General features: G+C 53.2%; 17 protein-coding genes. 5 read left to right on the forward strand and 12 right to left on the reverse strand.

The genetic code is table 11. The features are described from left to right. The 12 genes from flgM to ABS784_RS08585 form a co-directional block, all read right to left on the reverse strand. Positions 1-267, reverse strand: coding sequence for a flagellar biosynthesis anti-sigma factor FlgM (gene flgM, locus ABS784_RS08530; protein WP_011232609.1), 267 nt, complete (start codon positions 265-267; stop codon positions 1-3). Between the two features lie 72 nt (positions 268-339). Beyond that, entirely contained in the window at positions 340-750 is a 411-nt protein-coding gene (locus ABS784_RS08535; RefSeq protein ID WP_014196774.1) for a TIGR03826 family flagellar region protein, read from the reverse strand. Positions 751-988: 238 nt separating this feature from the next. Beyond that, positions 989-1426: a YaaR family protein gene (locus tag ABS784_RS08540; RefSeq protein WP_011232611.1), complete on the reverse strand. Its 438-nt coding sequence runs from the start codon at positions 1424-1426 to the stop codon at positions 989-991. An 83-nt stretch (positions 1427-1509) separates the two neighbouring features. Next, positions 1510-2337, reverse strand: a complete 828-nt coding sequence (locus ABS784_RS08545; protein ID WP_014196776.1) for a flagellin N-terminal helical domain-containing protein — start codon at positions 2335-2337, stop codon at positions 1510-1512. A gap of 18 nt (positions 2338-2355) precedes the next feature. Further along, positions 2356-2781 (reverse strand): flagellar export chaperone FliS, encoded by a 426-nt coding sequence (gene fliS / locus ABS784_RS08550; RefSeq protein WP_352512138.1) that lies wholly within the window; start codon positions 2779-2781, stop codon positions 2356-2358. Between the two features lie 45 nt (positions 2782-2826). Continuing rightward, complete coding sequence (locus tag ABS784_RS08555; RefSeq protein ID WP_352512140.1) at positions 2827-3123, reverse strand: EscU/YscU/HrcU family type III secretion system export apparatus switch protein; 297 nt, start codon at positions 3121-3123, stop codon at positions 2827-2829. After that, positions 3120-5264 (reverse strand): hypothetical protein, encoded by a 2145-nt coding sequence (locus tag ABS784_RS08560; protein ID WP_352512141.1) that lies wholly within the window; start codon positions 5262-5264, stop codon positions 3120-3122. The genes ABS784_RS08555 and ABS784_RS08560 overlap by 4 nt, the downstream gene beginning before the upstream one ends. Positions 5265-5335: 71 nt before the next feature. Further along, complete coding sequence (locus tag ABS784_RS08565; protein ID WP_014196780.1) at positions 5336-6028, reverse strand: ComF family protein; 693 nt, start codon at positions 6026-6028, stop codon at positions 5336-5338. After that, the gene (locus ABS784_RS08570; RefSeq protein ID WP_352512142.1) at positions 6025-7416 is read right to left on the reverse strand and encodes an ATP-dependent helicase ComFA; all 1392 of its coding nucleotides are present in this window, start codon (positions 7414-7416) and stop codon (positions 6025-6027) included. Before ABS784_RS08570 ends, ABS784_RS08565 begins: the two co-directional genes overlap by 4 nt. Before the next feature lie 574 nt (positions 7417-7990). Further along, on the reverse strand, positions 7991-8836 hold the full coding sequence (locus tag ABS784_RS08575) for a DegV family protein (protein WP_352512144.1): 846 nt from the start codon (positions 8834-8836) through the stop codon (positions 7991-7993). 255 nt (positions 8837-9091) lie between these two features. Continuing rightward, a complete protein-coding gene (locus tag ABS784_RS08580; RefSeq protein WP_352512145.1) occupies positions 9092-9766 on the reverse strand; it encodes a response regulator in 675 nt (224 codons plus the stop codon). Further along, positions 9763-10944, reverse strand: a complete 1182-nt coding sequence (locus ABS784_RS08585; RefSeq protein ID WP_042379189.1) for a sensor histidine kinase — start codon at positions 10942-10944, stop codon at positions 9763-9765. Before ABS784_RS08585 ends, ABS784_RS08580 begins: the two co-directional genes overlap by 4 nt. Before the next feature lie 219 nt (positions 10945-11163). Here ABS784_RS08585 and ABS784_RS08590 point away from each other — a divergent pair, with 219 nt between their 5' ends. From ABS784_RS08590 to ABS784_RS08610, 5 genes are all read left to right on the forward strand, one after another. Further along, positions 11164-11805: a YigZ family protein gene (locus ABS784_RS08590; RefSeq protein WP_014196788.1), complete on the forward strand. Its 642-nt coding sequence runs from the start codon at positions 11164-11166 to the stop codon at positions 11803-11805. Positions 11806-11837: 32 nt separating this feature from the next. After that, positions 11838-12845, forward strand: a complete 1008-nt coding sequence (locus tag ABS784_RS08595) for an LCP family protein (protein WP_044736544.1) — start codon at positions 11838-11840, stop codon at positions 12843-12845. 241 nt (positions 12846-13086) lie between these two features. After that, positions 13087-15534, forward strand: a complete 2448-nt coding sequence (locus ABS784_RS08600) for an SH3 domain-containing protein (protein ID WP_023633630.1) — start codon at positions 13087-13089, stop codon at positions 15532-15534. A 217-nt stretch (positions 15535-15751) separates the two neighbouring features. Further along, a complete protein-coding gene (locus ABS784_RS08605; RefSeq protein WP_352512149.1) occupies positions 15752-16429 on the forward strand; it encodes an SH3 domain-containing protein in 678 nt (225 codons plus the stop codon). A 3-nt stretch (positions 16430-16432) separates the two neighbouring features. Continuing rightward, positions 16433-17767, forward strand: a complete 1335-nt coding sequence (locus ABS784_RS08610; protein WP_042379194.1) for a SpoIID/LytB domain-containing protein — start codon at positions 16433-16435, stop codon at positions 17765-17767. Positions 17768-17818 lie beyond the last annotated feature (51 nt).

The following is a 17818-nucleotide window of genomic DNA, read 5'->3' on the forward strand; positions in this document are numbered from 1 at the left end:
TTATCGATGGTTTCGATAATACTCGATCATCCGCTTGGCGACCGCCCGCGGGTCGACTTGGTATGTGCCGTTTTCAATTTGTTGGCGCAGCTCATCCAATTTCGCCTGCCGCGCCTGTTCCCAGCTCGCCGCTTCTTGCAGCTCTTTTGCTTCTTTCGAAATTTCCACTTGATCTCTAGACGCCTTCTCCGTCGCCAGCCGCTCCGTTTTGGCGAGCTGACGCTGGTACGGGTTGACGCCCATCGGTCCAATATGGTGGATTTTCATCACATTCACCTCGCTTGACCGGCGCTTGTTTGCATTTGGCTATTGTTTATATCGGAACGTTGACGGAAATGTTTAGCGTTCTTGATAGTCTTGGGTGTAATAAGTGGCGCGGCGGGAACGAGCTTCTTTTTCCTTTTCCCCCTCCGCCCGTCGCAAGTCGGCTTGCAGCTGGCCAAGGCACTTGGCGCACAGCCGCCCTTCACGGATCATCGCTCCGCACGAGTCGCAAGGGTAGCCGAGATTTGGAAAATGGACGAGCTGCAGCCGCCCCGCGCGAATCCATTTGATGATCAGCTTCTCCTCCACCCCTGTCGCCTCAACAACTTGCGCCATCGTCGCCGTGCGGTTTTCCCGTTTGCGCAAAAACGCGTAGACACGCTCAAACTGCCGCTCTTCCTCTTGGTGGCACGATTCGCATACATCACGCGTCGATAATTTGACAAACAACCGCCCGCACTTCGAGCAATTGGATAGTTCCGCCATCGTGGATCCCTCCCGATCATTGCCTATGAAGCCGCCGTATAAAAACTTATTAGGTTGAATAATGGCGCCCGCCTGGTGGTCACCAACTCGTCGCCAACACCGCCCCTCCTGTCAGTGACGCGTCCCTGCATGCGGCGCCGTTGAACATATTCCACAGCCGCAAGCAGATCGATAATCTGTCAATATTGATGACCAACGCAACATTGCGGAATCGATCTTGTACTCTTAAACGATTCCGTCATGTGTAAATATTAATGATCAGCCCTTGAATCTCGCCGACAAGCCGCAAAATCTCGAGTCCACGCTGTTCTTTTTGCAGCACTTCATTCGTCAGTTCAACGAGCTTTTGATCGACTTCCTTCACGAGCTTATAAATGCGCGCCCGCCCGCCGCGGCTGAAGCCGCGCTGTTCTTCCAGCTGCAGGCCGTTTTTCACCGCATCGTCCAAAAACGACTTGACGAGCTGCTTATATTTGCGCAAATCCTCAACCGTCCGCGACTCGGCAAGCTTTTTCCCTTGCTCCTCGATTTGCCGGACTTGTTCGTTGATCCGCTCCCATACGACGTTGTGGCGCGTTTTCGCCATGACTTCGGTGAAGGACACCGATTCCATCGGGACGTCATCCTTGCGGCTCACGTTCGCCAGCCCAGCGCGCGTTACTTTTTGCACTTCCATCGTCATCACCTCTCGCTACCCCCATTATCGCACAATCATAGCAAAAGGGCGAGGCGTTTATGCCCCGCCCAACGCGGATTCAATTAACTTTTCAACAGCTGCAAAATCCCTTGCGGCAGCTGATTCGACTGCGCGAGCATCGCCTGCGCCGCCTGCGTCAAAATGTTGTTTTTCGTAAACTCGGCCATCTCCATCGCCATATCCGTATCGCGGATGCGGGATTCGGCGGCGGTCAAGTTTTCGTTCGCGGTTGTCAAGTTGTTAATGGTATGCTCGAGGCGGTTTTGGTAAGCCCCCATCTTAGAACGGGATTTGGATACGGAGATGATGGCATTATCCAATGTTGTGATCGCATTCTGGGCATCAGTAATCGTTTTAATATTTAAATTGCTAATGTCTGTAGCATCCTCGCCAAGAGAGTTTTTCAATTGCTGTTTCCAAGATAATGTCAACGTTTGCCCATTGTTGGCTCCAAGTTGGATATCGATATTTTGATCAGTAGCAAGAATATTCATTTTGTTAAATTGCGTATCTTGCCCAATACGGTCAATTTCTTCAATCAACTGCTGAAACTCGCTGTCAAGCGCTTCGCGATCCGTATCTTGGTTCGTCCCATTCGCCGCCTGCACAGCCAGCTCGCGCATCCGTTGCAGGATGCTGTGGACTTCGTTTAACGCCCCTTCCGCCGTTTGAATGAGCGAAATCGCATCGAGCGCGTTCCGTTCCGCCATCTGCAGGCCGCGAATTTGCGAGCGCATTTTTTCCGAAATGGCAAGCCCCGCCGCGTCGTCAGCCGCACGGTTAATGCGCAAGCCGGAGGAGAGGCGCTCCAAGTTTTTCGAAATGCTCGATTGATTGGCCGCCAAATTGCGGTAGGCGTTGAGCGCCTGAATGTTATGGTTGATTCGCATCGAAACCGACTCCTTTGCTTAAGATTGCTCATAGGCGATGAACTGCTCATACTCTGCTGTTTTGGGCTTTCGCACCGTTTGCGCGGGGGAGGCGCCGCTCTTCAGCGCCTCGTTCCACGCGGTGGCGATCGTAGTCGTTAATTGCCACACTTCCTGAACAATCTTCACGTCTTTTTTCATATTCGCCTCGATGAGGCGCTCAGCCATATAGTTGTAGAGCGCATCCAACTGATGGGCGATGATGCCCGCGTCATAGCGCAATCCAACGCCGAGGCGGCGGAGGATGTCGTTTCCTTTTTGCAGCTGTTTGTTCGCTTGGAAATAATCTTTTTGTTCAATGGACGCAATGGCTTCTTCCAAACATTCGATGAGCCCCTCATATAACAACGCCGTCAGCTGTTGCGAGTTTTTTTGGTAAATCCATTCTTCTGTAAAAAAATCCACTATGTATTACCCCCATTTTTATATCGGTCGTTATTTCAGGCATGTTTAGTGATTTTTTTCAAATTCCTGAATTAAAATGAGTATTTCAGCGATGACCGCATACAATTGCGGCGGAATGCGGTCGCCAAGATCAAGCTGAAGCAAGTTTTGCACGAGCAATGGGTCCTCTTGAATAGGGACGTGGTGCTGTTTCGCCAGTTCAATGATTTTCTGCGCCACATGCCCGCTTCCTTGCGCGACGACAGTAGGCGACTGGCCCGTCGCTTCGTCATAGCGAATGACGGCTGCCGTCGGGCCAGTCATTTGCTTTCGTTTTTTTTGATTGAAATATTGCGCCATCATATCGTGAAATCGTACCCTCTTTCCGTAAACGGTCCGTACAGGCGAACGGATGGCACCCGTTTTTCTTCTTCCTGCCGCTTCGTTTCATTCGTCAGCTTTGTGATGTTGACCATTTTGACGTGGTAGCCGATCTCCTCCAATCGCTTTTTCGCCATATCGATGAACGGCGCGGCTTTCTCGGCAAAGTCATCGCGGTCGTTGCGAAAGGTGACGGACAAGCTTCGCTCATTGGCTTGAAGCAAAATGCCGAGGTCTCCCAGTTTTTTCGTCTCCAGCAAGAAATACAGCTGACAGTTTTCCCAATCGATTCGCTCGCCATCTTGGCGGGCGTTGACATAGACGTTGACGTTCCGCACTTCATTTTGCCATCGCAACGGCAAGGAGAAGAACAGGCTTTGCATGCCCACTCCTGCGTCCCAGCGGTTCAACAGCTGTTGGCCAGTCAAATTGGCCAGCGCTTGCACCGACTGGCGCGCGATGGGTTCATTTTCGCTTTGCACAAGCTGCAAGAGCGCCGCCTTCATATTTTGCAGTGTTCCTTCCTCGTCCGCACCTTTTTGCACGAACGATTCAGCCGCCTCATACTCGTGGGTAAAACCAAACCGTCGGAATGCTTCAAACAGTTGCCGTGCTGATGGGCCGTCAACGAACGGCTGCGTCGCTTCGTTTATGTGCCGGAGAAATGCTTTGGACGCATCTTCCTGCGGTTCGCCCAACCCAACCACAAAATGCTTCACTTTTGCTTCGGAAAGTTTCAGTTCCATATTCGCAAGGGTCTCTTTTACCCCATTGACCAATTTTCGAGCGCCTTGCTCATCCCCTTGACGAAGCCGCTTTTTCGCTTCAGCCAGCTGGGAGCTCGCCTTCATCAGCTGCTTTTCCGTCGCCATGTCCGTAAACAGCATCAAATCACTTTTTAAAATGACGTTGTCCAACTGCTTAATTGCGCTTTCCAAGTACTGTTTTGCCTGCAAGCGGGCGGCTTGTCCTCTTTGTTCCGCCCAGTGCAGCACCGTCTCCAAATGGCGCATCACATTGCGCTTCACAATCTGAAAGTCACGGGACGCCTGTGCCATTTTGGCTGTGACCGTTTGCACGAGAAAGTCTTTCGTTTGCATCGGCACACTCACTTGCATCCATGTTCCATTAAGCGGAACATGGTCCAATGATCCCGAAGAAAGGGTTTGTTCCATGTCACTCAACATATCGAATAACGATTTCCGGGCAGCAAGCTCTCTTCCGTTTTCCATCAACTGGCGCACTTCTGTCAATGCTTCGTTGAACGCCTGCCTCCAGGCAGGATGAATCTGAACTCCTTCTCCAATCTCCTTTTGAATCAAGTCAAGCACTTGTTCAAGATGCGGCTCTTTTTTCAGTTGCTCGATGGCATGAAGAACCTTGTCGCGCAATAAATTGATCGCTTGCATCATCTCTGTGCCGTTTGCCTTTTGATGCGGTTCGGACAAAAGAGCTGTTAATCGTTGCAGCAATTGTTGAACGAATTCTTGTGGAGAACCAACAAGGGACATAGAAGTTGACGCACTGTCGTCCAATTTTCCTTCCATGGAAACGCGGACTTTCTTTTGTTCATTCACCTTAAGCTCCTCTACCATATCTACGAGCCTCTCTCCGAGCGGCTTCCCATGCAGCGCCTCATGGACGGCCGCAAGATGAACGTTCGTCAGTTCTAAATGCTTATTGATGACCGCGCGGACGGTATCGAGTTTTTGCTCTACGGTGCCTGGAGCTTCGGCGAAAAACGTTCGCAAGGTGGAAACGATCTCTTTCGTGAGCGGCTGCCCGTGTTTTTGCAGCCAAGCGTCGACCTGCCTTAGCTCGGTCGATAACGGTTCAGAGGCAGAAAAACGAACCGCTTGTTCATTCGCCTCTTGTGGCGGGCGGGGAACGATTCGCGCCACAGGGACTCCCGCTTGTTCACCGACGACCTTGATCGTCACACGCCCTTCCTGTGGCCACTCTCCTTCTGTCCGAACCCGTACATCCGTTCCTTTGAGATGGACGACCGCTTCGTCACCTTTTTTCTCCTTGACCACCGCGTCATACGTTTCACCTTTTTGCAACACAACTGGCTGGTCAGGCGCGATCATCGCTTGCTTCACAAAAATGTTACGAACTTCCATCTCTGTTCACTCTCCGCTCGATCGGTTACCACTGTTTATATCGGCATCCCTCAGGCAAATGTTTAGCCCACTCACGCCCTCACTAGCGTCAACGCCCCCACCTCTGCCGCCCCCGCTTCAAGCAAAACAAGGGCCGCGTGGCGGACGGTGATGCCCGTCGTGTAAATGTCATCGATGAGAACGATTCGTTTTCCGTCAATCGGCGGATGTCCGGAGAGAAAAAACGGGTTGTCGGTCTCGAGCCGCTCACGGCGCGATTTTTTCGATTGTTTTTCGGAATGCTTGCGAGAAAGCCAAGGGAAACACGGAAACGGAAGCAGGCGGGCGAGCGCTTCCGCTTGGTTGAAGCCGCGCTCATACAGCCGTTCGGGGCTCAGCGGGATTGGGACGATGTGCCAATCGCGGCCGAAATGTCGGCGAAACGCTTGGGAAAACGGACGGCGGAATGCCTCGACGATGACATAGTCGCCGCGGAATTTCCATAAGGCGACGACGTCTTTCATCCAGTCGTTGTATATATACACAGATCGGTTTTTCACGAGCACCCTCCCCCATTGTTCATCTTCCTGCCACCGGAGACAGTCGGCGCACAGCGATGGCTTGGCTTCCTCGAGCGGGCGGCCGCACATCTCGCAAAGGCGGCCGTCAATGAGTTTGAACGACCCGCGGCAGCGTGGGCAAAGGACGTCAAGGTCTTCGAGGAAAAGAAGCTGGCGCCAGCTCGCGATCGGGTTGTACGGAGAATGGCAAAGGAGGCAGTTCATCGATGCAGCAACCCCCTTTTCTTTGCTGTCTCATTCATGCGTACAATGTGGCGGCGCGCCCGCACCATCTCGTTCGTTTTCCCGTGATGGAAAAAGCGGACATCGCCATCCGGAAATACGGCGTGGCGGCCCACACGGCCGGCGATTTGCACGAGAGCGCTTTCCGTGAAGATGCGGTCTTCGGCGCCGAGAACGGCGACATCGATGTTCGGCACCGTCACTCCCCGTTCAAGGATCGTCGTTGTGACGAGCAGCGGCACGCGCCCATCGCGAAATGCCTGAACGTGCTCGGCTCTGTCTGGGGCTTCGGCATGAACGCCGACGATGCGGGGATCGACCCGTTGCAACAGGCCGGCGACCGCCTCAAGCTCATCGATATGAGGAACGAACAAAAACGCCTGCTTTCTCTGTTCCAAACGATGGCGAACCCACGCAAGGACGTTTTCGGGCAAGCGGCCGCGCTCGAGCCGCTTGCGCCAATTGCCGCACCATTCGAACACGGGGACGGGGAGCGGATGGCCGTGATAGCGGGCGGGGATGACGACGGCGTTCCGTTTGCCACGCGCAATGTCACGCTGCCAAGCGCGGGAGGGAGTGGCGGTGAGATAGATGAGGCTTGATCGTTCTTTCCGCGCTTGACTGACGGCGTATTCAAGCATCGGTTCAACCGAATACGGGAAGGCGTCGACTTCATCGACGATCATGACGTCAAATGCGCGGTAGGCCCGCAGCAACTGGTGGGTGGTGGAGAGGACCAAAGAAGCGATCCGCCCGCGCTCATCGCTTCCGCCGTGCCATACGGCGAGCGGAACGCGCGGGAACGCTTGGCGAAAGCGGGGAGCAAGCTCGCGGACAACATCGGTCCGTGGCGTGGCGAGGCCAACGCGCCAGCCCTTCTCGAGCGCGGCGGCGATGGCGGGAAACAACATCTCGGTTTTCCCTGCCCCGCATACGGCCCAAACGAGCAGCTCGCTTCGGTCCAGCACCGCCTGGCGGACTGCCTGGGCAGCCTCCGCCTGAGCGGCGGACAGTTCCCCGTCCCAGGAAAGCGGCGCTTCGTGCGGCTCGGACGGAAGCGGCATCGTCACGTGCACAAGGCGGGTGCAGGAGCTGATGCGCCCCATCACGAGACACTTGCGGCAATACGCGCAATCTGCCCCGCAGCGGGCGCACGGAAACGAGGCGAACAGACGACGATCGTCGTTTCCGCAACGGACGCAGCGCCAGCCGCGCGCTGTGTTGATGAGCCCGGGCTGTTCGCATAGCGAACCGGTCTGGATGGCGGCAGCGACTTCTCCATCGGGAAACGGCAGCTGCTCTCGGGGTAGGCGCTGGCCATTGAGCCAGACGACAAGCGGCGAAGCAGCGGTTGATGGGGGGATGTACAATGAGCATCACTCCTTTTGTCATTCAGGAAAAGCATGTCTCTGAGATCCTAACAGAGCGGGTGACGCGGCAAAAACGCCTTGGAAAACACCCTCTCCCCAAGTTGAGAGGCTTGAAACGCATAAAGGGACAGAAAGAGCGATCTCACGGCATTCTTTAGAAGGCTGGTAATAAAAAACAGACGCCATGCACAAAACGGCAACATTCGATCAAAAAAGAAAGTGGAGGTGAAAAGGCCTTTCCAAATGGAACAAGGATGTGGTTTGACCGTCTTTTTCACGACATATCGGTCTTCAAAAGAAATGGATGCAGCAAAACTTGACGCTAGCGAAGATTCACAGAAGAGTCACGGAGTTGATCGACAACGTGTTTCGACAACATTCCCAGGGAAATAGCGACAAATTTTTCAGGAAAGGAAAACGTTCGACAAGTTCAGCCAGCCCCACATCTCCGGTCCGTTTCATAAGGAGGTGAGAAAACGAATGTAAAACAAATTCGCCGCCGCACAAGGCGGAGCACACCGTTCCGCCTTGTGCTCGGCTGCAGCGCCTCGAGGCGGCGCTTTGCGGCCTCGACTTATGGCTGATACCACGTCAACCCGAGCGCCCCTTCGCCGACGTGCGTGGCGATGACGGGGCCGAAATAGCTGATAAGAAACTCAACGTGCGGATAGCGGGCGGCCAGCTCATCGCGCCAACGGCTCGCTTCATCGGGCTGGTTGGCATGGATGATAGCGGCTTTGAGCGGAACGCCTTTGTCCGCATCTTCGTCAAACAGCTCTTCGATGCGGTGGATCGCTTTTTTGCGCGTGCGGATTTTTTCAAACGGCACGATCACTTTGTTTTCAAAGCGAAGGAGCGGCTTGATTTGCAAGAGGCCGCCGATGAACGCCTGCGCCCCGGTCAGCCGTCCGCCCCGCTGCAGATGGGCCAAGTCATCGACCATAAAGTAGGCGCGCAGCGTTTGTTTCATTTCATCCAAGCGAGCGATGATATCCTCAGGAGACCTCCCCGCCTGCGCCATTTCCGCCGCTTCGATCGCATAAAACCCTTGTGCCATGCAGCTGATTTCCGAGTCGTATGCGTAAACACGCAATCCGTCCACCATCGTCCCTGCCGTGACCGCCCCTTGGTACGTGCCGCTGATGCCGCTTGAGAGGTGGATGCTGACGACCGCCTCGTATCCTTCCTCGCGAATGGCGGTGAACAAGTCAACAAACTCACCGACCGACGGTTGGGACGTCGTCGGCAACGTCGGATGCTGCTTGATTTTGGCAAAAAATTCATCGGCCGTCATATCAATCTCTTCGCGGTACGTCTCATTCCCGAAAATGACGCTGAGCGGAATCAGGCGAATGCCCAACCTCTCGCGCACCTCTTTCGGCAAGTAGGCCGTGCTGTCGGTGACAATTGCCGTTTTCACGAACGCCATTCCTTCCTGATTTCAAATTTTCTTCCATTATACCAAAAAGACAAACCGCCCACCACTACGAATCCAAATGGGGGATAGCGCACCGCAAGGACCTAAACAAAGCCGCTTGCCGCCAACTACAAAACAGCTTGTCCTCACCACGGACACACCAACAACGAAGCATCGCTGCCTCGATCCCCTCAACACCAGCCGCCAGACGCCCATCCAATCCGCTGACAATAGGCGGAAACGAAGGGGGCATTGCCATTAGCGCACTTCCACCCAGCCGTTTTTGATCGCAACCACAACGGCTTGCGTCCGGTCGTTGACGTTTAACTTTTGCAGGATGCTGCTGACATGGTTTTTCACCGTTTTTTCGCTAATGTAAAGCGCCTCGCCGATGGCGCGGTTGCTTTTGCCGTCAGCCAACAGCTGCAGCACTTCGCACTCGCGCCGCGTCAGCAAATGAAGCGGGCGGCGCACCTCCTGCTTAACCACTGCGCCGCCTTTTTCCGTCGTCAATCGGCGGTATTCGCGAATCAAGTTGTGCGTCACTTTCGGATGCAAGTACGAACCGCCTTCCGCGACGATTCTCACCGCCTCAATGAGTGTATCGGCGTCCATCTCCTTCAACAAATACCCGGTCGCTCCCGTCTGCAAGGCGCGCATGACATAGTTTTCATCGTCATGAATCGACAGCACGACGACTTTCGTATCAGGGTAAGCTTCAATCAGCTGTTTCGTCGCCTCAACGCCGTTGATGTCCGGCATGTTAATGTCCATCAGCACCAAATCGGGTCGGTATGTTTCGACGATTGAAAGCGCTTCGCTTCCGTCGCTTCCTTCCGCCACGCCTTCAAAATCGCCCTCAAATTCCAAAATGCGCTTGATGCCCTCGCGAAACAGCTGGTGATCGTCGATAATCGCGATGCGTGTTTTCATCGTTTCCTTTCCTCCTTGTTCGTTTTGTCAGTCGAACGGTCGAGCGGAACGCGAATGAACACGGTCGTTCCGCTGCCAATCTTTGAGCGGATGTCGAGCGTGCCGCCGAGCAGCTCCACCCGCTCCCGCATTCCAATCAAGCCGAACGCATTTTCCTTTTTGACCGATGGATCAAATCCTTTGCCATCGTCTTTGACACTGACAAGCAGATGGTGGCACGTCACTTCCATTTTGACGTCGATATGGCGCGCTTCGGCATGCTTCAAGGCGTTTTGCACCGATTCTTGGACAAGCCGAAACACGGCCGCCTCCATCCGCGACGGCAGCCGAATTTCTTCGCCGATATGTACAAAGGAAATGTGGACTCCCTTGTTATATTCTTCGGTCGTTTGCAAGTATTTTTTTAGCGTCGGAACCAATCCTAAATCATCAAGCGCCATCGGCCGCAAATCGTAAATGATGCGGCGCACTTCGGACAAAGCCGAACGCACCATTTTGCGAAAATCACGAATCTCGGCGATCGCCGCCTCTGTCCCTCGCTCTTTGATCACCTTTTCGACCAAATCAGACCGAAGAAGGACGTGAGCGAGCAGCTGCGCCGGGCCGTCATGGATTTCCCGCGACAGCCGCCGCCGCTCTTCTTCCTGGGCTTCGATGATTTTCAGCCCAAATTCCTGCTTTTGCTTCGCTCCTTCAATAAGCTCGCCGACCTGGCGGAAATCGCTGTTTAAGTAGTGGAGCACGACCGTAATTTGTCCAACTAAATAATCGGCGCGTTCGATAATTTGCGCAAGGCTCGCCAATCTCCGCTCGAGTTCATCACGGCGCAGCCGCAGCTGTTTCTCCCGCTCGCGCACCATCGTCAGCTTCATATGCAGCTCGTGCGCCGCTTCATACGCCTCGCGAATATCTTGCTCCGAGTGGGTGGAAAAGTTTTGACTCACTTCCGACAGGCGGCGGCGCGCCTGACGCGCCTTCATTTCCAGCTGATCCGCTTCTTCGATCGCCTGCACGGTCAGCCGCTTCACCTCCTCAAGTTCGCGAAGCAAATGGTCGTGCTCTTGACGCGACTGCTCCCCGATGCGGAAAATTTCGTCTTTGCTGTGTTGAACGGTGTCGATCATTTTTTCGACAATCCGATCTAATTGCTTCACGTCCCACTGTTTTGCCTCAGCCATTTGCCAACCTCCAACAGCGCTGCCAAGCGGTGCGCATGGGCGCCAGCAAAATTTGTTTGAAGGAAAAAAGTTGTCGATTTATAATAATAAAAGCATGCCCTATCTATTGCTCTTTTATTTTCAGTTTACCATAATTAGAGTAGAGCGCTAGCCATTCATGCAAAAAAATGAACAAAATTAAACCGTTTTCGCGTTTTTTGTATGTTGAGGTGTTTTGCTTTGTTGCAAACATATTACACGGTCAAAGGATACGGCGAACGCGAGATCGTGATCGAAAAATCACGGTTCATCTGCTATATCAATCGCGCTGAAACCGAGGAAGAGGCCGTCGCCTTTATTCAACAAATCAAGAAGAAGCATTGGGATGCCACCCACAACTGCTCCGCCTATTTGATCGGCGAGCATGACCAAATCCAAAAAGCGAACGATGACGGCGAGCCGAGCGGCACCGCAGGGGTGCCCATGCTTGAGGTGCTGAAGAAAAAAGGGGTGAAAGACACCGTCGCCGTTGTCACCCGCTACTTTGGCGGCATCAAGCTCGGCGCGGGCGGGTTGGTGCGCGCTTACAGCCGCGCCGTCTCCGAGGGGCTGAACGCCGCCGGCATCGTCGAGCGTCGGCTCATGCGCGTCATGCATGTCACGATCGACTACCCGTGGCTTGGGAAGGTGGAAAATGAGCTGCGCTCTTCCGTATATACTATTAAAAATATCCAATATGCCGACCGCGTCACGTTTGATGTTCTCGTTCCCGAGGACGGCCAGTCTTCGTTCGGCGAGTGGATGACCGAACTGACAAACGGAAGGGCGGACATTCAGGCGGGAGCGATGGAGTATGCCGAACGGTTGCTTCCGTCTTCCTAAAACGACACCGTAAAGGAAAGAAGGGTTAAACGATGAATCATACAAGAAAAACGGTGAAAAAGCGAAAGAAAAAAAAGCGGCTCCGCCGATTATTTTTGCTCGTGTTTCTTCTTTTGCTCGGGGGTGTCGGCGCCTTTGGCTACAATATTTACTCCGAGACGAAACAGGCGTCAAGCAAAATTTATCAAGCGCTTGATCCATCAAGCAAGCCTGCAAGAAATATTGAAATGCGCAAAGATCCGTTTACCGTGCTGTTGGTTGGAGTGGAAAACCAGTACCACGACGAGGAGGGGCGGTCTGATGTCGTCATGCTTTTGACCGTCAATCCGAAGACGAACAAAGTGTATTTGTTGAGCATTCCGCGCGACACGCGCGTTTACATCCCGAGCGAAGGGCGGAAAGACAAAATCACCCACTCCTACAGTCATGGAGGCATTCAATCGACGATTGCAGCCGTCAATGAGCTGATCGATGTTCCGATCGACTATTACGTGACAACCGATTTTGACGGGTTCCAGAAAATTGTCGATTCCCTCGGCGGCGTCACGGTAGATGTTCCGTTTACATTCAAAGCTCAGCTGACAGGTTCGCTCAAATGGCATACGTTCCATAAAGGCAAACAAGAGTTGAACGGCAATGAAGCGCTCGCCTATGTGCGCATGAGAAAATCGGACCCCCGCGGCGATTTTGGCCGAAACGAGCGGCAAAAACAAGTCATTCGCGCCATTATTGACAAAAGCACGTCCATCACCTCGCTGCCGAAGCTGGATGACGTCATCGCCGATTTAGGGGATCACGTGCGGACGAACATCCCTCCGTCCGATTTGTTGTCGTTCATCTATGTCTATCAAAAAATGAAAAACGCGGATGTAGAAAATTTGCATTTGAAAGGATACGACGAAACGATCAACGGCGTGTACTACTACATCCCCGACGAGCAATCGGTCAGCTCAATCAATGAAACGCTGCGGCAAGCGCTCGAGACGTCCAACGCCTCCCTCACGCGCAGCGATTCACCATCCACACAAAGCCAAAATTAACGATCACAAAGAAGGTGCTCCCAAAAGCAATGGGGCGCCTTTTTCCATTTACAGCGTATATCATGCCGCAATGATGATGAAAGAACACAACTTTTCATGTCCTCTGCTTTTTTTCTCTCTTTTTCAACAAAACTTTTCATTTTTTCTCATAATAGGACTGAATTCGGGTTGGATAAAACGGCAAAATTCGCTATGATAGTATAGAAAACGCAAACTTGAGAAAAAAGGGGGGATCGAATCCTTGAAAAAAACGCTTCTTTCCGTCTTGTTGGCGACTTGCCCGCTGTGGCCGTCGGCCGCCTTGGCCGCCGATGGAAGTCCGTCCTCATCCTCACCGACACTCATGGTCGCTGAGCATAACGCTTTGCTGAGGAGAGGAGCGACGGATTCCTATCAAATCGTCGAATCCATTTCCGCTGGCCAACAAGTAAAGGTCATCGACAAGTTCCAAAACGCTGCTGGCGAAACGTGGTATCGCATCGAATATAAGGGCATCACGGGCTGGGCGCGGGCAGACGACTTTTCTGAAGCGCATGTCTCTTCCGCCTTCCCTAACGTGATGTTCGCCAAGCAAGACTCGTTGCTGAGAAGAGGGGCAACCGATTCATATCGGTCCGTTGGTTCGATTCCCGCTGGCCAACAAGTGAAAGTCATAGACGAGTTTCAAAATGCCTATGGTGAAACGTGGTACCGCATCGAGTACGGAGGCGTCACCGGCTGGACGCGTGCGGACAGCTTTTCCAACCAACCGCCTTCCATGCTCGTCGGAAAGCGTGCGGTGATCGCCGCCAACGACATCGCGATGCGCAAGGGGGCATCCCCTTACTATCCGGTCGTCAAAACACTGTCTAACGGCGATGTCGTCTCCATCATTGCCGAGTTCACCAATTCGCTCGGGGAACAGTATGTGCGTGCGGAGTGGGCGGGAGTCAAAGGATGGGTGAAAACGGAACAGATCTACATACCCAAACAGCTTCCGACACTTTTGCCGACATTCATGAACGTTGTGCAGTCCTCCCCGGTTCGCCGCGGGGCGAGCGTCCATTACCGCGCCGTCGCCACAGTGTCACGCGGTCAATCTGTCAAAGTGATCGATTTGTTCGTCACAAATGGTCAGGAACTTTGGTGCCGCGTTGATCTCGGACATGTCCGGGGATGGGTGTCGGAAAAAGTGTTGACGATGTCATCAACCATGTCGGTTCCAAGCGGTGTCTCGGATACGTCCAGCGTCTCAGGCCAGCCGCTGACGGTCAGCGTTTCGGTCGCCAATGTGCGGCAAGCTCCATCTTTAAAAGCAAAAGTCGTCACCCAACTGAAAAAAGGAACCAAACTGAACAGCCTGTCAAGCGCCAAAGATGCGTCGGGAGCGCTTTGGTACAAAGTGTCCCTCAATGGAAAAACGCTCGGCTGGGTGCACGAGACGGTCGTAACCAAATCCTACCTTTCCCCACCAGCCAGCCAGGGGATGCAAAAGCAGGTGACAACCGCTAATGCGGCGCTGTTTGCCGAACCTTCGTTGAGCGCCGCCGTCATCGAGCGGATTGCGAAAAACCGAACGGTCACGGTTTTGAAGACGACAGAAGCATCTCCGTTCGACTGGGTGCAAGTCACCTCTGCATCGGGGAAAACGGGATGGATGCCGGTGTTTGAAGTAAAAGCCCCATCCTACGTATACGTCAAACAGGCGGGCACTCCGCTGCGCCGAGGTGCATCTTCGAACTATCAATCGTTGAAGGCGTTGGCAGCGAATGAGCGGCTTGCTGTCCTTTACGAATATCATGGATGGCTGAATGTCGAAACATCCAATGGCGTCCGCGGATGGGTGGAGGAATCAAGCACCTCTACCGTCGCCTTAAATAGTCTCGTTGAACCGACGTTTTCGACCATCAACGAAGATGCCTATTTGACGTGGAAAAAAACTTCTAATTTCCGCGTCTCCTATTCGTTGTTGCCGGGCAATCGTCTGAAAATCACCGGCTCGTTTTCCTACGCTGAAGTCCCGTCGACCGACATTCCAGGCATACAAACGGTGGAGTGGAACGGCAGCAGCCTGCTCATCACCTTTGAACCGGGGTACACGTTCACCCTTCGCCATTACAGCGACCGATTGGCGCTGAAAATTCTCGAGACCGGACTCAAGGGCAAAAAAATCATCATTGACGCAGGGCATGGGGCGCACGACACCGGGGCGATCGGCCCTGGCGGCACGCGGGAAAAAGATATTACTCTCGACACCGCCTTATTGCTAAAAGAAGAATTGGAGCGGGCCGGAGCGATCGTGAAATTGACGCGAAGCACCGACATCTTTTTGGAGCTGTCTGAACGGACATGGATCGCCAACAGTTCCGACTACGACGCCTTTATCAGCATTCACGCCGACTCGTACTCGCGGACATCTCGCGGAACGACAACGTACTACAACGTATCGAGCAACTTCAATGGGCCAAAAAGCGAGCAGTTGGCCGCCATCGTGCAAAAACATCTTGTCCAACAGCTCGGAACATATGACCGCGGCCATAAAACGCAAGACTTTTACGTCAACCGGAAAAACGAGCTGCCGAGCATTCTCGTTGAGCTCGCCTTCATCTCCAATCCAAATGAAGAGGCGCTGCTCAAAACGAAAGCGTTCCGCCAAAAAGCGGCCGTCGGCATTCGCGAAGGACTGGAAGAGTATTTCAGCCAATTCTAGTTTGTTCGCGTTCGGAGAATAATAGCATGAGAAGGCCGGTAATGCAACGGATTGCAAAGCTTTACGACGGAGTTCGTCAAACTGAGAAACATGGCAGCATCGCGTTTTCATTCCTTGCGATTCCTCATGAACCGAGCGAATCCGTTGTTTTTCACTGGCCTTTTAGGAAAGCTATTATTCTCCTTTCTTTCCATATCCAAAAACGGGGGAGATGAGCATGATGAAACGAAAATCCAAATGGGCCGTTGCTGCCAGCCTGGCGGTCGGAATGACGGCAGGCGCCCTCTTGTTTACGCCATCGGCGATGAAAGCATCGGAAGAAGTCGTGTTAGCGAGCGTCGACTGGGTGACTTCCCAGCTCAACCCGATGAAAAACGACATTGCCAACCTGAAAGCACAACTGGCCGCCCAGCAACAACAAATTCAACAACTTCAACAACAACTTGCCAGCAAACCCGCTTCGCCTTCTTTGCCTTCTGTCGTCTATGTAGTGAAAAACAATGCGGCCGTCCGCAGCGGAGCGTCAACGAGCTACCGCGTCATCACTTATAAACAGGCAGGGGCTTCACTGCAAGTGGTCGGGGCGCACCTTACTTCCCAAGGATTGTGGTACAACATCATCCTCTCCTCATCGTTGAAAGGTTGGATTTATTCCGGCGATGTCTCGACATCCGCCGTCAGCAGCGACAGCACCAAGCACGTCATCGCCACGGCCGCGGTCAATATTCGAAAAGGAGCGACGACTTCTTATCTGATTATTGCGACCGTTCCAAAAGGGACAGAGATGGTCTATATTCAGCCGTTTACCAACAGCAAAGGGGAGAAATGGTACAACGTGCAACTGTCTGATGGGCGTCGGGGTTGGATGGCCGCTGAATTTGGTGAGGTGAAGTAGACGGTGAAAAAATTGGCGTGGTTGGCCGTCGGCCTGTTTTTGCTCATCGTCTCTCCTTCCGCGTCGAACGCCGCTGGGGTGAAAACGTACAACAATCCCGTGCAAGTCCTTTTATATAAAGGGACATCGGTGACAGTCGCCGTCGAAGGAAACTATCAAATCGTCAATAAAGAGACGTTGACGATCACCCCGCTGCCAAGCGGGACAAATCTGACATTTCAGTCTTCCTCTTCGACCGTGTTTGTCACGTACAATGGAAAGACGGATTTTTCAAGCACCGGATTTACCATTCAAGAAACGATCGGCGCTGCGCCGTTGTCGCTTGTGAAAGTGAATCAAACCCGTTATCGCGGCAGCGTCGACATTCGCCGGCAAAGCAACGTCTTGTATGCTGTCAATATTTTAGATATGGAAGATTATTTAAAAGGAGTCGTGCCGAGCGAGATGCCCGCCTCTTGGCCGCTCGAAGCGCTGAAGGCGCAAGCCATTGCGGCCCGAAACTATGCCTATAAACATAAAACAAGTTTGACGACCAATCCAAACACACAGACGTATAAAGGATATGATGGAGAATCTCCACGATCGAACGCGGCAGTGGATGCAACAAGAGGATTGTATCTGAAATATAATGGCAGTATCATTGAAACGTATTACCACTCGACAAGCGGCGGCAGAACCGCCAATGTAAGCGACGTCTGGAACTCGTCGCAAACCGCCTACCCATATTTGGCGAGCGTCGATGACCCGTATGAATCATCGCCGTACAGCCGATGGTCATTCATCTTCTCCCCAGCTGTGCTGTTGCGTTCGTTCGGGTTCACCGATCCATCGGTTGTTTTATACGACGTCTCGATCGCCAAAACCGGCGCGAACGGAGAAGTGGGTGCCGTCACGATTGAAACCTCGGCAGGCGAAAAAACGGTGAAAGGCAATGAAACGACCATCCGCAAACTGTTCCCGCTAGACGGCAATCAATTTTACGGCATCTTGCCGTCCAACTGGTTTGACATTCAAGTGCAAAAAAGCGGTCCATCCGTGTCGATTCAAACGGCCAGCGGCAACATCGCCGCCTCTTCCTTGTCATCTTACTCCGTCCAAACAGGGAGCGGAACCGTTTCGCTCGCCGGCGTCGAAGGAATCAAGGTGCAAACAACGGATGGCATCGTGCCGCTTTCCGCCTCGCCGTCAGGGGTTAGCTCGATCACTGTCACTGGAAAAGGATGGGGGCACCGGATCGGCATGAGCCAATACGGAGCAAAAGCATTTGCCGAGCGTGGATGGACGGCGGAGCAAATTTTAGAGCATTACTTCCGCGGGGCGGAAGTCTCGTTCGAGTGAAAGCATGACGATTGTGAAGGAAAACATCACTCGCATTCCAACACTCCCGAC

It is taken from the genome of Geobacillus sp. G4 (genome assembly GCF_040327975.1).
Taxonomy (GTDB): Bacteria; Bacillota; Bacilli; order Bacillales; family Anoxybacillaceae; genus Geobacillus; species Geobacillus thermoleovorans.

Bases quoted from the DNA above. Each gene is read 5' to 3' on its own strand.
- flgM (WP_011232609.1), bottom strand. From the start codon at position 267: ATGAAAATCCACCATATTGGACCGATGGGCGTCAACCCGTACCAGCGT.
- ABS784_RS08535 (WP_014196774.1), bottom strand. From the start codon at position 750: ATGGCGGAACTATCCAATTGCTCGAAGTGCGGGCGGTTGTTTGTCAAA.
- ABS784_RS08540 (WP_011232611.1), bottom strand. From the start codon at position 1,426: ATGGAAGTGCAAAAAGTAACGCGCGCTGGGCTGGCGAACGTGAGCCGC.
- ABS784_RS08545 (WP_014196776.1), bottom strand. From the start codon at position 2,337: ATGCGAATCAACCATAACATTCAGGCGCTCAACGCCTACCGCAATTTG.
- ABS784_RS08555 (WP_352512140.1), bottom strand. From the start codon at position 3,123: ATGATGGCGCAATATTTCAATCAAAAAAAACGAAAGCAAATGACTGGC.
- ABS784_RS08560 (WP_352512141.1), bottom strand. From the start codon at position 5,264: ATGGAAGTTCGTAACATTTTTGTGAAGCAAGCGATGATCGCGCCTGAC.
- ABS784_RS08565 (WP_014196780.1), bottom strand. From the start codon at position 6,028: ATGAACTGCCTCCTTTGCCATTCTCCGTACAACCCGATCGCGAGCTGG.
- ABS784_RS08580 (WP_352512145.1), bottom strand. From the start codon at position 9,766: ATGAAAACACGCATCGCGATTATCGACGATCACCAGCTGTTTCGCGAG.
- ABS784_RS08585 (WP_042379189.1), bottom strand. From the start codon at position 10,944: ATGGCTGAGGCAAAACAGTGGGACGTGAAGCAATTAGATCGGATTGTC.
- ABS784_RS08595 (WP_044736544.1), top strand. From the start codon at position 11,838: ATGAATCATACAAGAAAAACGGTGAAAAAGCGAAAGAAAAAAAAGCGG.
- ABS784_RS08605 (WP_352512149.1), top strand. From the start codon at position 15,752: ATGATGAAACGAAAATCCAAATGGGCCGTTGCTGCCAGCCTGGCGGTC.